17 protein-coding genes and 2 riboswitches are annotated in these 18,274 nt (G+C 69.3%); of the genes, 1 reads left to right on the plus strand and 16 read right to left on the minus strand.

The window, feature by feature from the left end; genetic code table 11:
• Window position 1 precedes the first annotated feature (1 nt).
• From cobU to ACZ1H8_RS04745, 13 genes are all read right to left on the minus strand, one after another.
• Window positions 2–517: a bifunctional adenosylcobinamide kinase/adenosylcobinamide-phosphate guanylyltransferase gene (gene cobU / locus ACZ1H8_RS04685; protein WP_465180204.1), complete on the minus strand. Its 516-nt coding sequence runs from the start codon at window positions 515–517 to the stop codon at window positions 2–4.
• Window positions 514–1,983 carry a cobyric acid synthase gene (locus ACZ1H8_RS04690; RefSeq protein WP_465180205.1) on the minus strand — a complete coding sequence of 490 codons (1,470 nt, stop codon included), beginning with the start codon at window positions 1,981–1,983 and terminating at the stop codon, window positions 514–516. The genes cobU and ACZ1H8_RS04690 overlap by 4 nt, the downstream gene beginning before the upstream one ends.
• A complete protein-coding gene (gene cbiB, locus ACZ1H8_RS04695) occupies window positions 1,971–2,906 on the minus strand; it encodes an adenosylcobinamide-phosphate synthase CbiB (RefSeq protein WP_465181339.1) in 936 nt (311 codons plus the stop codon). The genes ACZ1H8_RS04690 and cbiB overlap by 13 nt, the downstream gene beginning before the upstream one ends.
• Window positions 2,899–3,879: an aminotransferase class I/II-fold pyridoxal phosphate-dependent enzyme gene (locus ACZ1H8_RS04700; RefSeq protein ID WP_465180206.1), complete on the minus strand. Its 981-nt coding sequence runs from the start codon at window positions 3,877–3,879 to the stop codon at window positions 2,899–2,901. The genes cbiB and ACZ1H8_RS04700 overlap by 8 nt, the downstream gene beginning before the upstream one ends.
• Window positions 3,876–4,595 (minus strand): adenosylcobinamide-GDP ribazoletransferase, encoded by a 720-nt coding sequence (locus ACZ1H8_RS04705; RefSeq protein ID WP_465180207.1) that lies wholly within the window; start codon window positions 4,593–4,595, stop codon window positions 3,876–3,878. The genes ACZ1H8_RS04700 and ACZ1H8_RS04705 overlap by 4 nt, the downstream gene beginning before the upstream one ends.
• Window positions 4,592–5,161, minus strand: coding sequence for a histidine phosphatase family protein (locus ACZ1H8_RS04710; protein WP_465180208.1), 570 nt, complete (start codon window positions 5,159–5,161; stop codon window positions 4,592–4,594). The genes ACZ1H8_RS04705 and ACZ1H8_RS04710 overlap by 4 nt, the downstream gene beginning before the upstream one ends.
• Window positions 5,158–6,174, minus strand: coding sequence for a nicotinate-nucleotide--dimethylbenzimidazole phosphoribosyltransferase (gene cobT, locus ACZ1H8_RS04715; RefSeq protein ID WP_465180209.1), 1,017 nt, complete (start codon window positions 6,172–6,174; stop codon window positions 5,158–5,160). Before cobT ends, ACZ1H8_RS04710 begins: the two co-directional genes overlap by 4 nt.
• A complete protein-coding gene (locus tag ACZ1H8_RS04720) occupies window positions 6,171–6,578 on the minus strand; it encodes a DUF1636 domain-containing protein (protein ID WP_465180210.1) in 408 nt (135 codons plus the stop codon). The genes cobT and ACZ1H8_RS04720 overlap by 4 nt, the downstream gene beginning before the upstream one ends.
• A gap of 10 nt (window positions 6,579–6,588) precedes the next feature.
• A complete protein-coding gene (locus ACZ1H8_RS04725; protein WP_465180211.1) occupies window positions 6,589–7,140 on the minus strand; it encodes a hypothetical protein in 552 nt (183 codons plus the stop codon).
• Window positions 7,141–7,222: 82 nt separating this feature from the next.
• Window positions 7,223–9,181, minus strand: coding sequence for a TonB-dependent receptor plug domain-containing protein (locus tag ACZ1H8_RS04730; protein ID WP_465181340.1), 1,959 nt, complete (start codon window positions 9,179–9,181; stop codon window positions 7,223–7,225).
• 156 nt (window positions 9,182–9,337) lie between these two features.
• Window positions 9,338–9,523, minus strand: a riboswitch (cobalamin riboswitch).
• Between the two features lie 30 nt (window positions 9,524–9,553).
• On the minus strand, window positions 9,554–10,249 hold the full coding sequence (locus ACZ1H8_RS04735) for a phytanoyl-CoA dioxygenase family protein (protein ID WP_465180212.1): 696 nt from the start codon (window positions 10,247–10,249) through the stop codon (window positions 9,554–9,556).
• Window positions 10,246–11,019, minus strand: a complete 774-nt coding sequence (locus ACZ1H8_RS04740) for an ABC transporter ATP-binding protein (protein ID WP_465180213.1) — start codon at window positions 11,017–11,019, stop codon at window positions 10,246–10,248. Before ACZ1H8_RS04740 ends, ACZ1H8_RS04735 begins: the two co-directional genes overlap by 4 nt.
• Window positions 11,013–12,011, minus strand: coding sequence for a FecCD family ABC transporter permease (locus tag ACZ1H8_RS04745; RefSeq protein ID WP_465180214.1), 999 nt, complete (start codon window positions 12,009–12,011; stop codon window positions 11,013–11,015). The genes ACZ1H8_RS04740 and ACZ1H8_RS04745 overlap by 7 nt, the downstream gene beginning before the upstream one ends.
• A 53-nt stretch (window positions 12,012–12,064) precedes the next feature.
• Between ACZ1H8_RS04745 and ACZ1H8_RS04750 the strand changes: the two genes are divergently transcribed.
• Complete coding sequence (locus ACZ1H8_RS04750) at window positions 12,065–12,913, plus strand: ABC transporter substrate-binding protein (RefSeq protein WP_465180215.1); 849 nt, start codon at window positions 12,065–12,067, stop codon at window positions 12,911–12,913.
• Here ACZ1H8_RS04750 and cobO read toward each other — a convergent pair.
• The 3 genes from cobO to ACZ1H8_RS04765 form a co-directional block, all read right to left on the minus strand.
• Window positions 12,910–13,518: a cob(I)yrinic acid a,c-diamide adenosyltransferase gene (cobO, locus tag ACZ1H8_RS04755; protein ID WP_465180216.1), complete on the minus strand. Its 609-nt coding sequence runs from the start codon at window positions 13,516–13,518 to the stop codon at window positions 12,910–12,912. The two genes, ACZ1H8_RS04750 and cobO, sit on opposite strands and share 4 nt — an antisense overlap.
• A 70-nt stretch (window positions 13,519–13,588) precedes the next feature.
• Window positions 13,589–15,535 carry a TonB-dependent receptor plug domain-containing protein gene (locus ACZ1H8_RS04760; protein WP_465180217.1) on the minus strand — a complete coding sequence of 649 codons (1,947 nt, stop codon included), beginning with the start codon at window positions 15,533–15,535 and terminating at the stop codon, window positions 13,589–13,591.
• Between the two features lie 181 nt (window positions 15,536–15,716).
• Window positions 15,717–15,937: riboswitch (cobalamin riboswitch) on the minus strand.
• Window positions 15,938–16,047: 110 nt separating this feature from the next.
• Window positions 16,048–18,255: a S9 family peptidase gene (locus ACZ1H8_RS04765; RefSeq protein WP_465180218.1), complete on the minus strand. Its 2,208-nt coding sequence runs from the start codon at window positions 18,253–18,255 to the stop codon at window positions 16,048–16,050.
• Window positions 18,256–18,274: the final 19 nt, after the last annotated feature.

Genomic DNA, 18,274 nt, shown 5'->3' on the forward strand with positions numbered 1-18,274 from the left:
GCTAGCCCTTGATCGCAACCGGGAGTCCCGCGACCACCAAAGTCACCCGGTCGGCCACCGCCGCCACCGCCTGGTTGATCCGCCCCGCGACGTCGCGAAAGCGTCGCGCTAGCGCATTGTCGGGGACGATGCCGAAACCGACCTCGTTCGCGACCAGGATCAGCGTTCCCTCGAACCGGCCGATCGCCTCGACCAGATCGGCCGTCGCGCGCTCCATGTCGGCATCGTCCAGCATCAGGTTCGACGCCCATAGCGTCAGGCAGTCGACCAGCACCGCTGCGCCGCTTCCGCTCTGCGCATCGATCGCCTCGGCCAGCGCGCGGGGCGCGTCCACGCTGTGCCAGCGCGCGTCGCGGTCGGCGCGGTGGCGGGCGATGCGGTCGCGCATCTCGTCGTCCCATGCCTCTGCAGTGGCGATGAAGACCGGGCGCCCGGGCAGCGCCTCGGCCAGCTGCTGCGCGTGGCGGCTCTTGCCCGATCGGGCGCCGCCCAGGACGAAATGGGTCGATGCGGTCATGGGGCGATCGGCTCCGCGGTCATGGCGAGGGTCAGCAAGGCGTCGATGTCGAGATGGCGCTCCAGCTCGGCGGCGATCTCGTCCAGCGCCGCATCGACATCCGCCGCGTGATCGCGCCCCGATCCGATCGCGCCGAACCGCTGCAGCACCGCAGTCCGCAGCTCGGGCGAGGACAGCAGCCCGTGGAGATAGGTGCCGATCACCTGCCCGTCGGCGCTGATCGCACCATCGGCGCCGGTACCGTCCAGCATCGCGAAGGGCCGCGCGGCGTCCGGCCCTGCGGTCTCGCCCATATGCATCTCATAGCCCTGGACGGGTGCGCCCAGCGCGCTACCGCTGGCGTGGCGCAGCATCTTGGCGGGCGACAGGCGCGTCTCGACATCGAGCAGGCCCAGCCCCTCGACCGCGCCCGCCGGCCCCTCGATCCCCAGCGGATCGGCGATGCAGCGCCCCAGCATCTGATAACCGCCGCATAGCCCCAGGATCATGCCCCCGCGCCGGCGATGCGCCAGGATGTCGATGTCCCATCCCTGCGCGCGCAGAAAGGCGAGGTCGGCGATCGTCGCCTTGGATCCCGGCAGCACGACCATCGCGGCATCGCCCGGGATCGGCGTGCCCGGCGGCACCATCACGAGCTCCACCTCGGGCTCGAGCTTCAGCGGGTCGAGATCGTCGAAGTTCGAGATGCGCGGCAGGATCGGACAGGCAACAATGTGCCGCCCCGCTCGCGGGCGGGCGCTGCGGTCGAGCACCACCGCATCCTCGCTCGGCAGGCGCACGGTCGCCGCCAGCCAGGGCACGACGCCATAGCCGCGCCACCCCGCCCGGTCCTCGATCGCGCGATAGCCATCCTCGAACAAAGCCGGGTCGCCGCGAAACTTGTTGATGATGAAACCGCGGATCATCGCCGCATCGTCGGGATCGATCACCGCGCGCGTGCCGACGATCGCCGCGATCACCCCGCCGCGATCGATATCGCCGACCAGCACCACCGGCACCCCGGCGGCGCGGGCAAAGCCCATATTGGCGATATCGCCGGCGCGCAGGTTGATCTCGGCGGGCGATCCCGCACCCTCTACCACCACCAGGTCGCAGGCCGAACCCAGCCGGCGATAGCTGGCCAGCACCTCGTCGAGCAGCGCGCCGCGCGCCGCACGGAAATTGCCCGATCCCAGTGTTCCGCGCACCTGGCCATGGACGATCAGTTGCGATGTGCGATCGGCCTGTGGCTTCAGCAGCACCGGGTTCATGTCGGTGTGCGGCGCCACGCGACAGGCGATCGCCTGAAGCGCCTGCGCGCGGCCGATTTCGCCGCCATCCTCGGTCACGGCGGCGTTGTTCGACATGTTCTGCGGCTTGAACGGCCGCACGCGCAGCCCGCGATTGGCGAAGGCGCGGCACAGCCCGGCGACCAGCACCGACTTGCCGACGTCCGACCCGGTGCCCTGCAGCATCAGCGCGCCCATGCGAGTCCCCCTGCGATGAGCCACAGCAATGCGCAGGCGCGCAGATACAGCGTCAGCGCCCGATCGATATCACGTGCGTCGCACCGCTCGCGTCCGCCGCCGATCCAGGGCTTGTCATGCATCACCCCGTCATAGGCGATCGGCCCGGCCAGCCGCAGCCCCAGCGCGCCGGCCATCGCCGCCTCGGGCCAGCCGGCATTGGGCGAAGCATGTTTGCCCGCATCGCGCGCCATCGTCCGCCACCCGCCGCCAACCAGACAGAGGAGCATCCCCGACAGGCGCGCGGGGATCAGGTTCAGCGCATCGTCGGTCCGCGCCGCCGCCCAGCCGAAGCTGCGCCAGCGCGGCTCGCGGTGGCCGATCATGCTGTCGGCGGTGTTGATCGCCTTGTATGCCCAGACGCCCGGCAGGCCGAGCAGCAACAGCCAGAACAGTGGCGCGACCACGCCGTCGCAGAAGCTCTCGGCCAGGCTCTCGATCGCGGCGCGCGCGACGCCGGCGTCGTCGAGTGCGCCGGTATCGCGGCCGACGATCCGGCCGACCGCCTCGCGCGCACCATTCAGGTCGCCCCGGTGCAGCGCGCGCGCCACCGGGCGGACATGGTCGAACAGGCTGCGCTGCGCCAGCGCCGGCCAGGCAAGCACCGCCACCGCGATCCATCCGATCGGGCCAAGCCACGCGAGCAGCGCCGCCTGGATCAGCCACCCGCCGCCACCCGCGACGAGCAGCAACAGCGCGACCGTCGCCACGCCTGCCCGCTTGCGCGCCGCCTCACTTCGCTCCGGCCGGTTCCAGCGCGTCTCGCAGGTGGCGATCAGTCGGGCGAACCCGCCCACCGGATGGCCGATCCGGCGATAGAGGCGATCGGGCCAGCCCAGCGCCGCATCGATCGCCAACGCGGCAAGCGCGATCGGCTCAGCCATCGGCCAGCGCAGCATCGAGGCGCGCCAACGCTGCCGCATCGCCCGGCAACCCGATGCGCAGCCAGTTCGGCTGCTCGGCAAAGGGCCGGGTGAGGATCGCCTGCCGCGCGAGCCGTTCGAACAGGGCCATGCCGTCATCGACCTCGATCAGCCGGAACAGCGGCGACCCGCCGCTCGCGACATGGCCATGCCGGGCGAGAACCGCATCGAGCGCGGCCGCATCGGCGGGCAGCCCGCGGCGCATCGCCTCGATCCACTCGCGGTCGCGATAGGCGGCGGTGCCGATCGCAAGCGCCGCGGCCGACACCGGCCAGGCACCGAGCGCGCCGCGCAGCCGGTCGAGAATCGCTACTGGCCCAAGCACGAAGCCCAGCCGCACGCCCGCCAGTCCGAAGAACTTGCCGAACGAGCGGAAGATCAGCAGCCGCGCATCGTCGGCGATGCTGCCCGCCAGGCTGAGCGCGGGATCGGTATCGGCGAAGGCTTCGTCGAGCATCAGCCAGGCACCGGCTGCACGCTCACCGAGCAAGTCGAGCAGCGCATCACGCGACCAGATGCGGCCATCGGGATTATTGGGGTTGGCCAGGATCAGCGTGCCGCGCTCGCCCGCCAACGCCTCCACCGCGATCGGTTGAGAGCTTGGGATCATCTCGCCATGGGTGCGATAGGTCGGCCCCACATAGCGTGCCGGCCCGCCGATCAGGTCGCCGGCGATGCGCAGCCCGACCTCGGTTCCCGGCACCGCGCAGACATGGCGCGGATCGACATCGAAACACGCCGCCGCCGCTGCTTCCAGATCGGCGAGCGCGCCGCGTCCGGGCAGGCTGCGCCAGTCGATCGCCAGTGCCTCGACCCCCGGCCAGGCATGGGGGTTGATCCCGGTCGACAGGTCGATCCACGGGGCATCGCCCTCGCCGAACTGCCGCCGCGCCGCGTCGATGCCGCCGCCATGCCATGTCCAGCGCGACGTCATGCCAGCCGCAGCGCGATCAGGGAGGCGAGCAGCAGCCCGCTCTCGACAATCTCGATTCCCGCGCCGTGCCCGTCACCGGAAATGCCGCCCAGCCGCGACCTCAGCCAAAGGCCCCATCCGCCGATGAGCAGCGGCGTGGCGAGCAAGGCGGGTACGAGCCATGCCGCGCCCAGCAGCAACGCCGCCCAGACGCCGAGATCGACCGGCCGCACCGCGCCGCGAAACCGCGACGCCAGCCCGGCATGAAGGTCGGACAGCCAGCGCGACCAGATCAGCGGGCCGATCCGTGCCGCGGCCGGGACCAGCGCGATCGCCCACCAGGCCTGTGCCGCCACCAGCCCATGGAGCAGCACCAGCTTGGCGATCAGCTGCAGCCCGATCGACGCCGCGCCGAAGCCGCCGAGATGCGGGTCGGCGAGCACCGCCAGCATCCGCTCGCGATCCTTGTGCGCGGCGCCACAGGCATCGGCGACGTCGCCCAGACCGTCGAGATGCAGCGCGCCGGTGACCGCGGCCCACAGCACCAACGCCGCCAGCGCGCCGGTCCAGGGATCGATCCACGCGCCCGCCCACCCGCCGCCGGCAACGAGCGCACCGATCAACAGGCCGACGGCGGGAAACCAGCGCATCGATGCGGCGAACGCATCGGACGTCACCGACAGGCGCGGCGTTGGCAGGCGCGTCAGGAACTGAACCGCGATGACCAGCCCCTTCATGTGCGCAACCCCGTGATCTGCGCGAACCGATGCTCGCCCGGCCAGACGCGCAACGACAGCAAGGCGGCGTAAGGCAGGTCGACCGCCCAGGTCTGGCGCAGGTCGAACCCGCAGAGCAGGTGCAGCGCCGCGCGCATCGCCCCGCCATGGGTCACTACCAGCGTCGGCACAGGCGGCAGCGCATCGATCGCCGCGGACACGCGCGCGGTCAGCCCAGACCATAGCTCGCCCTCCGGCGGCGGCGCGCCTTCCGGATCGTCATGAAACCGGGCCAGTGCCACCGGGGGAATCGCGGCCGGATCGCACCCGTCCCATGCGCCGAAATCCAGCTCGCGCCAGCGCGGATCGACAACGGGCGTCAAGTTCAGCCCCGCGCCAATCGCCTCGGCCGCACGGCTTGCCCGCTGGAGATCGGATGCGATCAGGTACTCGACCTCCAGACCCGCCGCCCTGGCCACGCAGGCAGCAATCCCGTCCGGCGTCGGCGGATCGTCGGTGCGCCCCATCAGCCGGCCGGGACGGACCGGTGCGCCGTGGCGCAGCAGATGGAGCGCAAAGCCGGTCACAAGGCGCCGGACACCGCGGCTTCGTCGAACGTCGCCATCTGCGCATGTGCCGCCAGCGCCGATCGGATCACCGCCACCGCCACCGCCGCGCCGCTGCCCTCGCCCAGCCGCATGTTGAGGTTCAGCAGCGGGTCGAGCCCCAGCCGCTCGAGCAGCCGGCGGTGCCCCGGTTCGGTCGAGCAGTGACCGGCGATGCAATGCGCGGTAATCTGCGGTGCGGTCACGGCCAGAGGCGCGATCGCCGATCCGCTGATGAACCCGTCGAGCACCACCGGCACGCCCAGTTGGCGCGCGCGGACTACTGCGCCCGCGATCGCCGCGATCTCGCGTCCGCCCAGGCGGCGCAGCGTCTCGAACGGGTCATCCGCGGCATCGCCGTGCAGCGCCAGCGCGCGCTCGATCACCGCGACCTTGCGATCGATCCCCTCGGCATCGACGCCGGTGCCGGGACCGACCCAGTCGCGCACCGACCCGCCGAAGCTGCGCGCACACAGGGCGGCCGCCGCCGTCGAATTGCCGATCCCCATCTCGCCGACCGCGATCAGGTCGAGCTCCGGCGTGACCGAAGCCGCGCCGGCCTCCAGCGCTGCCAGGCATTCGCCCTCGCTCATCGCCGCGCCGTTAGTGAAATCGGCAGTCGGCCGGTCGAGGTCGATCGCGGTGACGCTCAATTCCATCCCCGCCGCGCCCGACAGCGCGTTGATAGCCGCGCCGCCCGCCTCGAAATTGGCGACCATCTGTGCGGTCACGCTCGCCGGAAAGGCACTAACGCCGTGGACGGTGAAGCCATGATTGCCGGCGAAGATCGCGGCGCGGGCGCGATCGATCCGCGGACGTTCGCGGCCCTGCCACCCGGCCATGAAGACCGCGATCTCTTCCAGCCGGCCGAGCGATCCGGCGGGCTTGGTCAGCTGGGCCTGGCGCTGCTGTGCCGCGATGCGTGCGTTCTCGTCGGCGACCGGCAATGCGGCCAGTGCGGTGCGGAACGCGGCGGCGGTGGGGAAATGGCTCATTCGACGACGAATCCCGGCGGCGGGGTGCGCGTGACGAAATGACCCTTCACCCCGTCGGGCCATTCCGAATAGGCGACGCGGCCATGCTCGCTGTCGGCATAGGCGACGGCATAGTCCAGGATCGCCCGCGCCGCATCCGCATCGGGCGCGAACCTGCCCATGACGTAACCGACCTTGTCGGGCGCGCGCAGATGGACGGTGCAGTGATCCTGGCACGCGAACAGGCAGGCCATGTCCTGCACCGCGATGCCCGCATAGCGCGGGTCGGACGCCCGGACCGCGCGCAGCGCCTCGATCAGCCGCGCGCCGCCGCTGACGCCCTCGCCGTCCACCCGGACCTCGGGCGACTGGCGACAGCTGTTGCAGGCGACGATCGCCGGCCCGTCCGCGACCCGCTTGAGCACCGCGCGGCGCTCAGGCGACCGCGGCGCGCGGGGCGGCCGGCTGCGGCACCCCGATCGCCGTCAGTGCGCGGTACAGCGCGTACAGCCCGATCAGGATCGCACCGTTGCGCACCAGCTGACGCATCAGGATCGCCGGATCGATCGTACTGGCGACGCCGCCCAGCGGGACGGCCCAGCCGAGCACCACCAGCTTGAACGCGGCGAACCCCGCCAGATTGGCGACGCCCAGCCGGACCAGAGTCGATTGGCCCGGAATCAGGCGAAGCGCGGCATAGGCGCCGAGCACCGACGCGACCGCAGCGGTGGCGAGGCCCGCCGCCCAACCGAATGTCCCCGCATCACGCGGATAATCGAGCAGGCAGAAGCCGACCGCCTGGCTCGCCAGCCACGCCGCCAGCATCAGCCAGACGCCGTCGCTGCGGCGCATATGCACCGCGGCAAGCGCCGCCAGTGCTGGAAACGGGGTGGCGCAGGCGAACGCCAATGTCGTCGCGGTGCTGGCCAGCGTCAGCAGCAGAATCCACAAGGTCGATGCGGCTCGGGTAGAATTTGCCTGGGTCATGACGGCTCCTCTGATCGGTTCCGGAAGGGCGACCCGGACCTGCAATATGCGCAGGCCCGGGCAGTCGGATGCGTACGAGCGGTCAGAACCGGCCGCGCACGCCGGCATAGAAGCTGCGGCCCAGCGTGCCGTAGCGATAGGCGGTCATATAGTCCTCGTCGAAGACGTTCTCCGCCCGGGCGAACAGGCGGAAGCGCTCGCTGACCGCGAATTCGGCGCGCAGGTCGACCAGCGCATAGCCGTCCAGCCGCGTCGCGTTGCTTGCATTGTCGAAGCTGTGCCCCGCCCAGCGCACCGCCGCACCGGTGGTCAGCCCGAACGGGAAGGCATAGCTGACCGAAGCGTTGCCGCTGTCCTGCGGGCGGCGCGGCAGCCATTTGCCGAAATTGGCGGTGCCGGGCGACCGGTCCTCGGCCACCGTCCAGCTGTAATTGCCGTCCAGCGTGAGGCCGCCCAGCTTCAGCGCCGCCGCCGCCTCGATGCCGTGGGCCTCGCCGCGCGAGACGTTGGAATAATAGCCCGACCGGCGCGTCGTGCTGCCGGGGACCAGGCACAGCGGGCTGGGCGAGGTCGCGCTGCAGCTGTTGAAGATGATCTGGTTCGTCGTGACCCGCTCGAAATAGGTCGCGCCGAAGCTCAGCTTGCGGTCGAACAGCTGCTGCTCGACGCCGGCTTCCCATCCGCGGGCCTGTTCGGGATCGAGCCCGATATTCCCGTACTCGCTGAACAGCTGGTACAGGGTCGGCGCCTTGAACCCCTCGCCATAGCTGGCGCGCAGGATCGTGTCGGTCGGCAGCCGCCAGACCGCGCCGGTCGAGAACAGGGTCTTGGCGCCATAGCGGCTGTGATCGTCATGGCGCACACCGCCATTGATCGTCAGCCCGTCGACCGGCTCGATGTTCAGCTGGCCATAGATGCTGGTGATCTCGGCATCGCCGATTGAAAAGGGCGGCAACGGCGTGGTCAGCGCGCCGGCAGGCGAGCGGCTCTCGAACTTCGAGCGCTCATTCTCCAGCCCGAACACCGCTGAGATGCGCTGGGTGACGGCGAAGCTGCCTTGATATTCCCAGCGGCGGTTCTGGCCGTTCGATTCGAAGCTCAGCGCGCGGGCGCGCAGCGGCGAGAAGCTGTCGCGATCGGTGTCGGTATGAGCATAGGCGACGCGGTTGCGGAAGCGGCCATCGAGCAGCGCGAAATTCACCCCGGCATAGCCGACAAATTCCTTGTTGGTCGAGAAATCGGGATTGTCGCCGCTGGTCGAATCGATGTTCACCCGGGCGCTCGAATAATAGCCGCGCAGCTCGACGCTGAGGTTGGTGGCCAGTTCCAGCTCGGCGCGGCCGGTGACGCTGCGGTTGGTATAGCCGTCGGTCTCGCGCCCGCCGAACGCCGGCGCGATCGCCGAGATGCCGTCGGTGGTGAAGCTCTGGCCGCCCAGGCGCCAGCTGAGCGGGCCGGTGCGCCCGCCGATCGCGGCGCGCGCGCTGACGGTGGCGCGCGACCCGGCCTCCAGATCGAAACTGCCCTCGATCGGCGCTTCCGGCATGGCGGTGACGATGTTGACGACGCCGCCGATCGCCTGGCTGCCCCACAGCGTCGATTGCGGCCCGCGCAGGATCTCGATCCGCGACGCGTCGCCGACCAGTAGGTTGGCGAAATTATAGCCGCCGCCGGTCGACGCCGGATCGTTCAGCTTCACCCCGTCGATCACGACCACGGTCTGGTCCGATTCGGCGCCGCGGATGCGCAGCGAGGTCGAGGTGCCATAGCCGCCGTTGCGCGACATGCTGATGCCGGGGGTGCGCAGCAGCAGCTCGGTCACGCCGATGTCCTGGCTGCGGTCGATCGCCGCCTTGTCGAGCACGGTGACCGATGCCGGGACCTGGTCTATCGCGACGGGTGCGCGGGTGGCGGTGACGATGATCTCGCCGCCCTCCTCGGTCGAGGCGGAGGTCGCGGCGGCATCGGGCGCCGGTGCCTGCTGGGCAAGCGCGCCCGAGGCGGTGGCGAGGGCGGAAACGGAAAGGGCGAAACGGAACAGCGACTTCAACTTCTTATCCTTCGACGACACGGCCGCACCCACACGGGAATGCGACGCCGTGTCCGCGAAGGACGCACAGCCGCATCCCGCGCGAACGCGGTCAGCTCTGTCGTCTCTCGGGTTCACCCCCGTCCGCGCGACACACCCTGTCCGCACGAAGGACGACCGCGACGGGCAGGTCTCCTGGCTAGCGGGTCGGTGCCGGTTCGGCCGCCTTCTCAGGACCAAGGTCCCAATGGCATTCGGCCGATGGCTCGCCGCTTACAGTTGCAGGGGCAGCCGGGTTTGATCCCGTTCCCTTTTCATCCCCGTCTCCGGGGAACCTGTCGCGCCGCCGCCCTTAGGGCCGCGCGCCGCGGCTGGCAATCGGCATCACGCCGCCATCATCCACACCACCAGCGCGAACCGCGCATCGACCGTGGGCAAGGTGCGGTGCGGAGTGAAGCGCTCGAGAAAGATCACCTCGCCCGCCGCGCAGTCGGGCTGGATCCTGGGCATGCCGGCGATCGCCGCCTCGGATATCTCGAACCCGCGCCCGGTCTCCTGCGCCAGCGGGGCTGCGCGCCGGCCGGGAATGATCTCCAGCCCGCCGCGCCCCGGCCCGGCATCGCTCAGCGGGATCCAGGCGGTGATCCACACCCGGCCGCAGGCGGTGCCGTCGTCGCGCGCCACGTCCGAATGCCAGGCGTGGCGATGCTCGGGAAAGCTGGCGATGCTGGCGCGCACCCGCACGATCGATCCGGCCAGCGCCCGTCCGCAGATCCGCTGCGCCGCCTCGATCAGCCGCGGGTCGCCGGCGATGCTCGACAGCCGCGGCCCGCGCTGCGCATCGCTGCACACGGCGCGGCGCAGCAGGTCGGCATGGCCGCGATCCTGGGCGAAGATCCGGTCGATCCGCCCAGCCAGCGGCGCCTCGGGACAGCTCGCCTCGAACGGCAGGTACAGCGCGCGCGACACCCGGTCGATCTGATCGACGATATCGGCCTGGGCGGCGATTATTGTTGTACGATCGTACAACGCCAGTTTCGCATAGCCCGACTCGGCATAGGAGATTTCCTGCGCGCTCATCGCACGCGCCCCAGCGTCGTGATGCTCGGCCAGGCCCCGCCAACATCGACCCAGGCATCGATGCCATAGACCGCGCGCAGGTTCGCCGGCGTCAGCACCTCGGCCGGCGGACCGTCCGCCACGACGGTGCCAAGGTCGATCAGCAACAGCCGGTCGCAATAGCGCGCGGCCATGGTCAGGTCGTGCAGCACCGCGACGACCAGCGCACCTGCGCGCGCCTCGGCCTGGAGCAGGTCCATCACGTCGATCTGGTGCCCGGGATCGAGGCTGGCGAGCGGTTCGTCGGCGATCAGGCCGGGCGCCTCGACCGCGAGCGCGCGTGCCAGCAGGACGCGGGCCCGCTCGCCGCCCGACAGTTCGGTCGCGATCCGGTCGCGCAGCGCGGTCACGTCGGCGCGCGCCATCGCCCGCTCAATCGCGGCGGCATCCCCTTCCGCCACGCGCGACATCGGACCCAGATGCGGCAGCCGGCCGAGGCCGACCAGCCGCTCGACCGACAAGGGCCAGTGCAAAGTCTGCCCCTGGGGCAGATAGGCGATGCGCTTCGCCAGCTCGGCGCGGGGCAGCGACCGCGCCTCGACATCGTCGACCAGCACGCGGCCGGTCGCCGGCACCAGCGCCAGCATCGCGCGCGCCAGCGTCGACTTGCCCGCACCATTGGGGCCGACGATGCCGGTCAGCGTGCCGGATGCGAAGGACGCGGTCACGTCCTGCAGCACGCTGCGCTTGCCCAGCGAGACACCGAGCCCCTCGATCCGGATGCTCACCATAGCCGCCGCTCCCGCATCAGATGGACGAGGAAGACCGGCACGCCGAGGAATGCGGTGACGACGCCCAGCTTCAGCTCGGCCTTGGTGTCGATCATCCGCACCGCCAGGTCGGCCAGTGTCAGCAGCGCGGCACCACCGATCGCGGAGGGGAGCAAGATCGCCGAGGGGCTGCGGTCGGTCAGCGGGCGGACGAGGTGCGGAACGATCAGTCCGACGAAGCCGATCGCGCCCGACACCGCCACCGCACCGCCCACGCCGATCGCGGTGCCCAGCAGCAGCCGCAGCCGCGTCGCGCGCAGATCGACGCCCAGCGCCTGCGCGCCATCCTCACCCAGCGTCAGCGCATCGAGCGCGCGGCCGTGCCACAACAGCATCGCCGCGCCGATCGCGATACAGGGAAGCGCGACGCGAACATGGTCGAACGAGCGGTTCTCCAGACTGCCGAGCAGCCAGGTCATGATCTCCATCGCCGCGAACGGATTGGGCGAGAGGTTGAGCGACAGGCTGATCCCGGCGCTGGCCAAAGTCATCAATGCAATGCCCGCCAGGATCAGCGTCAGCGGACTTTCCGAGCGGCCCGCGAGCAGGAACAGCAGCGCCAGCAAGGCCAGCGCGGCAAGCACCGCCATCACCGGCAGGATCAGAGGATGCACCAGCGCCAGCCCGAAATAGATCGCGCCGACCGCACCCAGCGCCGCCGCGGTCGAGGTGCCGAGCACCGAAGGCTCGGCCAGCGGATTGCGCAGATAGCCCTGCAGCGCGGCGCCGGAGAGCCCGAGCATCGCGCCGACCGCGAGACCCAGGATGGTACGCGGCAGGCGCAGGTCGAACAATATGCTGGTCGCCACCCGGTCACCATGCCCGGTAAAGGCAGCGATCATCCGCGGCAGCGACAGCGGCACCGGGCCAAGCAGCAGCGATCCGCTCGCAGCGGCCAGCGCGAGTAGGCCGAGCGCGGCGATCAGCAGCGCGCGATGACGGGCGGCGATCATGCGGCGAATCCGAAAGACTTGATGGAAGGGACGGCGCGGCTATGGAGGCGGCGATGGGTAGTCACCGCCTCTGGATGCTCGCGCTGCCGCTGACCGCACTGGGAAGCGCCGCGCTGTGGGCTGGCACCGCCACGTCGCCGGCCACGCCAGCCGGCGCGCCCAAGCGGATCGTCTCGCTCAACCTGTGCGCCGACCAGCTGGTGCTGGCGCTGGCCGATCGCGACCAGATTGCCGGCCTGACGCGCAACGCGACCGATGTGGAGATGTCGGGCGAGGCGGCGAAGGCGCGCGGGCTGACGCTCATCTCCAACTCCGCCGAGCAGATCCTGGCGATCGAGCCCGACCTGGTGGTCGGCATGCCCGCACGGCGCAGCGCGGCGATGACTGCGCTGAAGGGGCAGGACTATCGCCTGCTCGACCTGAAGACCGCCAATACGGTCGACGAGATCTATGCCTCGATCCGCGAGACCGCGGCCGCGGTCGGCCATCCCGAGCGCGGCGAAGTGCTGGTGGCGCGGATGCAGGCCGATCTCGCCGGGCTGGCGAAGCTGGGCCGCGGCCGGGTCGCCGCCTATTACCAGCGGCGCGGATACATGACCGGCACCGGCACGCTGATCGACGAGCTGATGACGCGCGCGGGACTGATCAACCTGGCCGGCAAGCTGGGCAAGCCGGCGCTGTCGCAGCTGAGCCTGGAGGAGATGGTCGCGGCGAAGCCCGACTTCCTGATCGTCGAGAGCGCGACCGACCGGGTGAGCGACCAGGGGACCGAGATGCTGCACCATCCCGCGCTGGCCGGCATCCCGCGGATCAGCATTCCCCAGGCGTGGACGGTGTGCGGCAGCCCGGCCTATGTCCAGGCGGCACGCGGCATCGCGGAACAGCTGGCGCGCCACGACTAGAATTCGATCCCACGCTGCGCCCTGACATTCTGTTCGCGGAACGGGTGCTTCACCTGCGCCATCTCGGTCACCAGGTCGGCGGCGTCGATCAGCAGCTGCGGCGCGTTGCGGCCGGTGACGATGACATGGGTCATCTCCGGCTTGGCGGCCAGCGCCTCCAGCACCTCGTCGACCGGCAGATAGTCGTAGCGCAGGACGATGTTCAGCTCGTCGGCGACGACCATCGCATAGCTGGGGTCGGCGATCATCCGCTTGACCTCGTCCCACGCCTCACGCGCGACGGCGATGTCGCGGGTGCGGTCCTGCGTGTCCCAGGTGAAGCCTTCGCCCATCGGCTTGAACTCGACCAGCTCGGGAAAGCGATCGAACACCGCCTTCTCGCCGGTGGCCATCGCGCCCTTCACGAACTGGACGACGCCGACCTTCATCCCGTGGCCGATCGCACGGACGACCATGCCGAGCGCGGCCGAGGTCTTGCCCTTGCCCGGGCCTGTATGGACGATGACCAGGCCCTTCTCGACGGTCTTGGTGGCAAGCTTCTTCGCCTGCGCGGCCTGGATCTTCTTCATCTTCGCCGTGTGTTCGGCATCGGTGCGCGACGTCATCGCGGCACTCCTTCGATCGGGAAATGACAGGAAGGGGCGCCCGGACGGTCCTGCCGCCCGGGCGCGAACCTCACAGGCCGATGCGCAGCCCGCCATAGCCGGCGATGCCGGGCGTCGCGTAACCGAACACTTCCTCATAATCGACGTCGAACAGATTCTCGACGCGGCCGAAGATGCTGACCTTGTCGGTGATCCTGAACTGGGCGTTGAGGTTCACCAGCGTGACCGGCTTCAGCGACACATCGACCGGGATGAAGCTGGGATCGGTGTACGCAACGTCGCGGATGCGTCCGTTGTACCGCACCGTCAGCGTCCCCGAGAGCCGCTGGTCAGCACTGGAGACGGTCGCGTTGACGCTTGCGATATCGCCCGGACGGCGCACTTCCTCGACGCCATTCTCGCGCGCCTTCAGGTGGGTGTAGGCCGCGTCGAGGCGGAACTGCGCGCTCGGGCGGATGCTGGCATAGAGCTCGACACCATGCTGCTTCGACTCGGTCGTGCGGTTGGCCGGCGTCGCGACGAAGTTGGGCGCGGGATAGCTGGTGTAGATCTCGTCGGTCAGCGTGGAGTCGAAATAGGTCGCGCCGACCGTTGCCTTGCCCTTCAGGAAGCGCTGCTCAATCCCGGCCTCCCAGCCTTCCGACTGTTCGGGGCGCAGGTTCGGATTGCCGATATAGGTGCCGTCCGAATAGCCATAGAGTTCGTAATAGCCGGGGTTCTTCACGCCGGTGCCATAGGCGGCATGGATCCGCGTATCGGTCGGCAGACGATAGCCGCCCTGGACGCGCCAGGTCGTCGTATCGGCAAAGCGGTTATTCTCGTCACGGCGGACCGAGGCGCCACCGGTGAAGGCGCCCGCGGTCAGCTCATATTGCGCGACCAGCCCGACATTGTCGGTGCTGCGACGGCCGCGAAACGCGTCGAAGGGCGATCCGGTGCCGGGCGTGGTATTCTCGAACTCCTCGCGCTCGACATCGACCGCGCCGGTGATGCGGTGCGTCAGCGACGCGGTGTCGAAGCGGAAGCTGGAGGTGAACGATCCCTTGTAGCGCCGCCCCTTGTCGCCATAGTCGACGCCCGAAAGGGTGTAGCCGGTACGAGTCGTGTCGGCGAACTGGCCCGACAGCGTATTGATCCAGCGACCGTCCATCGCCGTCAGTTCGGCGGACAGCAGGCCGTAATAGCCGTCATTGACGAAGCGCACGCCCGGGCTGTCGACGATCAGGCCGAAATCGGGGCTGGCGGGGTTGCTCTCGCTATTGTTGTTGTCGGCGGCCGTGTGGCTGTAGCGCAGCACGCCGGTCAGGCGGAACGTGTCGCTCGGCTTCCAGTTCAGCTTGGCCGAGGCGCCGACGCTGTCGGAGCCGATATTGCGGGTGCCGCCGCGCGCGGTGGGCGTGCCATCGGTGTGATACCAGCTGCCCGAGACGGCATAGTCGAACGTCCCGCTGGCGCCAGCAGCGCGCGCCGCGCTGCTGATCGTGCCGAACGAGCCTGCCTCGCCGCGGGCGCTCAGGCCCGGTGCTTCGGCACCCGACAGGGTGATGTAGTTGATCACGCCGCCGATCGCATCGGAGCCGTAGAGCGAGGATTGCTGGCCGCGCAGCACCTCGATCCGGGCGCTGGGGTCGGCGATCAGCGTGCCGAAATCATACTCGCCATAATAGGGATCGGCCGCCTCGATCCCGTCGATCAGGACCAGGACATGGTTGCTCTCCGACCCGCGGATGCGGATCTGGGTCTGCGCGCCGACTGCGCCGACGCGGCTGACCGACACGCCGGGTACGTCGCGCAGCACGTCGGAGACGATCCGCGTCTGGCGCTGCTCCAGCGCCTCGGCGCCGATCACCGTGACGGAAGCGGCGAGCTGGTCGATCGGAATGCCTTCGCCCGAGCGCGAGGCGGTGACGACGATCTGGTCGTCGGCGGGCGCTGCCGCCGGCTCGGGATCAGGCTGGGCGAAGGCAGGCGTGGCCGCGGCGATGGCGATCAGCGAAACGAAACCGGTCTTGAACATGGATACCCCCGGACAGCCGCGCAACGACTGCCGGGTCCTGCCCGGGGCGACGATGCCCCCGGCCGGCGCATGCACGAGAGACGGGCGTCCGACGCCTGCCGCGCAGCACCGAAGCGGCCCCGGCCGCTTGGTCGTCGCTCAGACGGAGTACCGTGCCATGGCCATTCCCTGGACCAAGGCAAGAGCGACCGGTGCGCCGGCAGGTCTCCTGGCTCGCGGGTCAGGGCGGGATGCACGGCCTTCCCGGATCCTGCGATCCAGTGGCTGCTCCCTCCCGGGGGAGCCAGTGCGTCACGCTCGCCGCTTACAGTTGCAGGGACAGCCGCGGATTTGGACGGAGAACCGCCCGCACCGCATTCCCGTTTAAGCCCCCGAAGGGGCACCGGCGCGATCTTCGCGAAGCGGCGAACCGCTCCACGGCGGCGCCCTTAGGCCAATTCTCGGGCGAAGCCAATCGGGGGTTCATATCGTTCGAGCGCAGCAGCGATCGCCATGCGGAGGGAACGGCACCGTCAAGGCGCGGTGGCCGGTCTCCTTAGATAGGCATCAAACCAGTCAATCGTCTCGGCGACGATGTCGCGGATATTGGCAGGCGATTGGGCAAGGCTGTGACTCTCGCCAGCGTAGCGCATGAATCTAGCGATCTTACCTTGGGAATAGAGCGCGTAGAAGAAGCGTTCCGACTGGGAGGGCGCGCCCCGATTGTCCAGGTCGCCATGGACGATCATTAACGGCGTCGTGACGCGGTCGACATATGATAGCGGAGAGACGGCAGCATAGCCCGACGGGTCCTGCCAGGGCGGCATCGTTCGGCCAGTATCACGGATCTCGGCCCAATTGTCGCTCTTCTCGTGCGCGATCCCGGGGTAGCCGGTCGCTCCGGGATCGAGTTCGCCATACAGGCTCGCAATGTCGCTGATTCCTGCCATCGCGACACCCGCCTTGAACCGCCTGGTCTGGGTGAGCAGCGCGAACACGCTGTAGCCGCCGAAACTCTGTCCGAACACGCCCAGCCGATCGGGATCGGCAATCCCTGCTGCAATCAGGGCGTCGATCGCCGGAAATACGCCGTCACCGATCCGGGTATAGGAACCGGCATTGTCGCGACGGTCGCCCAGCGGCATCGACGGAACCAGAACGACATAGCCGCGTGCGGCGTATAGATAGAGATTGTAGATACCCGGCATGAACGGATCGGTGAAGTAATCGCGCTCGATATCGCGCACCATCAGGCCACCATAGACCCAGACGAGCGTCGGATAGCGATAGCCCGCACGATATCCCGGCGGCAGGATCACGCTTGCCTTGAGCGCTTGGTCCGCCTTGCCGACATAGTCGATCAGTCGCGCCTCCCCCCAGTCGATCGCGGTAAGATGCGTATCGAGTGTCAGCAGGTCGCGCGTAGCCTTCGTCGACGTTCGCGAGAGGCGCAGGGTCAGACCGGTACGGCTGCCCTCGCTCCACAACACGGTGTCGAGATCGGGCCGATCATCAAGCAACATGCCGTCCGGGGGCAGATCGAAGCCGTGCTCGGTCGCCTGGGGTTGCGGCCCGTGGGGGTCAGGGGTGACGAGGCCATCGATGGTTGCCAGAAATGACATGGCCTTGGTTTCGCGCTGGCTGGCGCGGGCGGAGTAAACAAGATTGCCGTCGGCATTCCAGCCGGTCAGTCCAAGCGGATAGGATGCCCCTGGTGGCGGCACGACCCAGCGGACCGCCGCGCCCGGGACGAGATCGACGAAGCCCAACCGTCGCTCGACCGTCCAGTCCTCGTCAGCGTTGTTTGGCAGCGTATGTCCCGCTTCCGGATGAAGCGCGCCCACAGGGGCCAGAACTGCCAGTCGCTTTCCGTCCGGAGACACCCACAGACTCAATGTGCTGCGAAACGGGTAGGCGGGCACGGCTGCGATCGTCTGGGCATGGCGCGCGTGTACGTCGACGATCTGCAGAATGCCGCGATTGGCGTTATCGGGCGGCAGGCGTGCCGCACCGCTGCCGACGGCCAGTGCGGTCGGCTCGACACCGTCCCGCATTCGGGCGGCGGTGCGCGCGGCAACGGTGAACGGGCGGCCATATTGATCCAGCAGCGCGGACCGCTGACCCTCCGGCAGGGTGACGGCCAGCAGGCGATCGGCATCGAGCCAGAGAAAGGGTGCGCCATCCCGTTCGTCAGGATTGCAGACGTGCGGTCCATCGCGCCGGACCGCGCCGCCATGGAGCGCCAGCTTGTTGAGCGCTCCACCATAGCGACCGGAGGTCATCACTGCGGCGTCGCCGATTCGCCTCACCGCACCGGTGTCGCGGTCCCAGACGTAAAGACGGATATTGTCGCCGCCGCGCGGCTCGCCGGCTGCAGCCTCGGTGGACAACAGCGCCAGGCGCCGTCCGTCGGGCGACCAGGCGGCGCACCAATAGCCGGCGGCCTTTGCCGCGCCATCGGTCAGCGCACGGCGCTTGCCGGTTCTGACATCGATCAGCCAGATGTCGCTTCGGGTCGGATCAATCTCGTAGGCGGTGCGCCCATAGACCTCGCCCGCACGCGCCGGGCGCTGAATCACTGCCGCAATCCAGTTTCCATCGGGAGAAAGCGTCGCCTGATCGATCCGCTGCACGTCAAGGACGTCATCGATCGTCAGCGTGCGACGCTGCTGGGCAGAAGCCGCTACAGTGAAGAGACAGAGCAAGCCTGCGAGCAGCGTCCACCAATAGCCAGATCTCATCCGCCGCTCCCCAATGGAC

The organism is Sphingomonas sp. BL-S-25 (assembly GCF_055521555.1).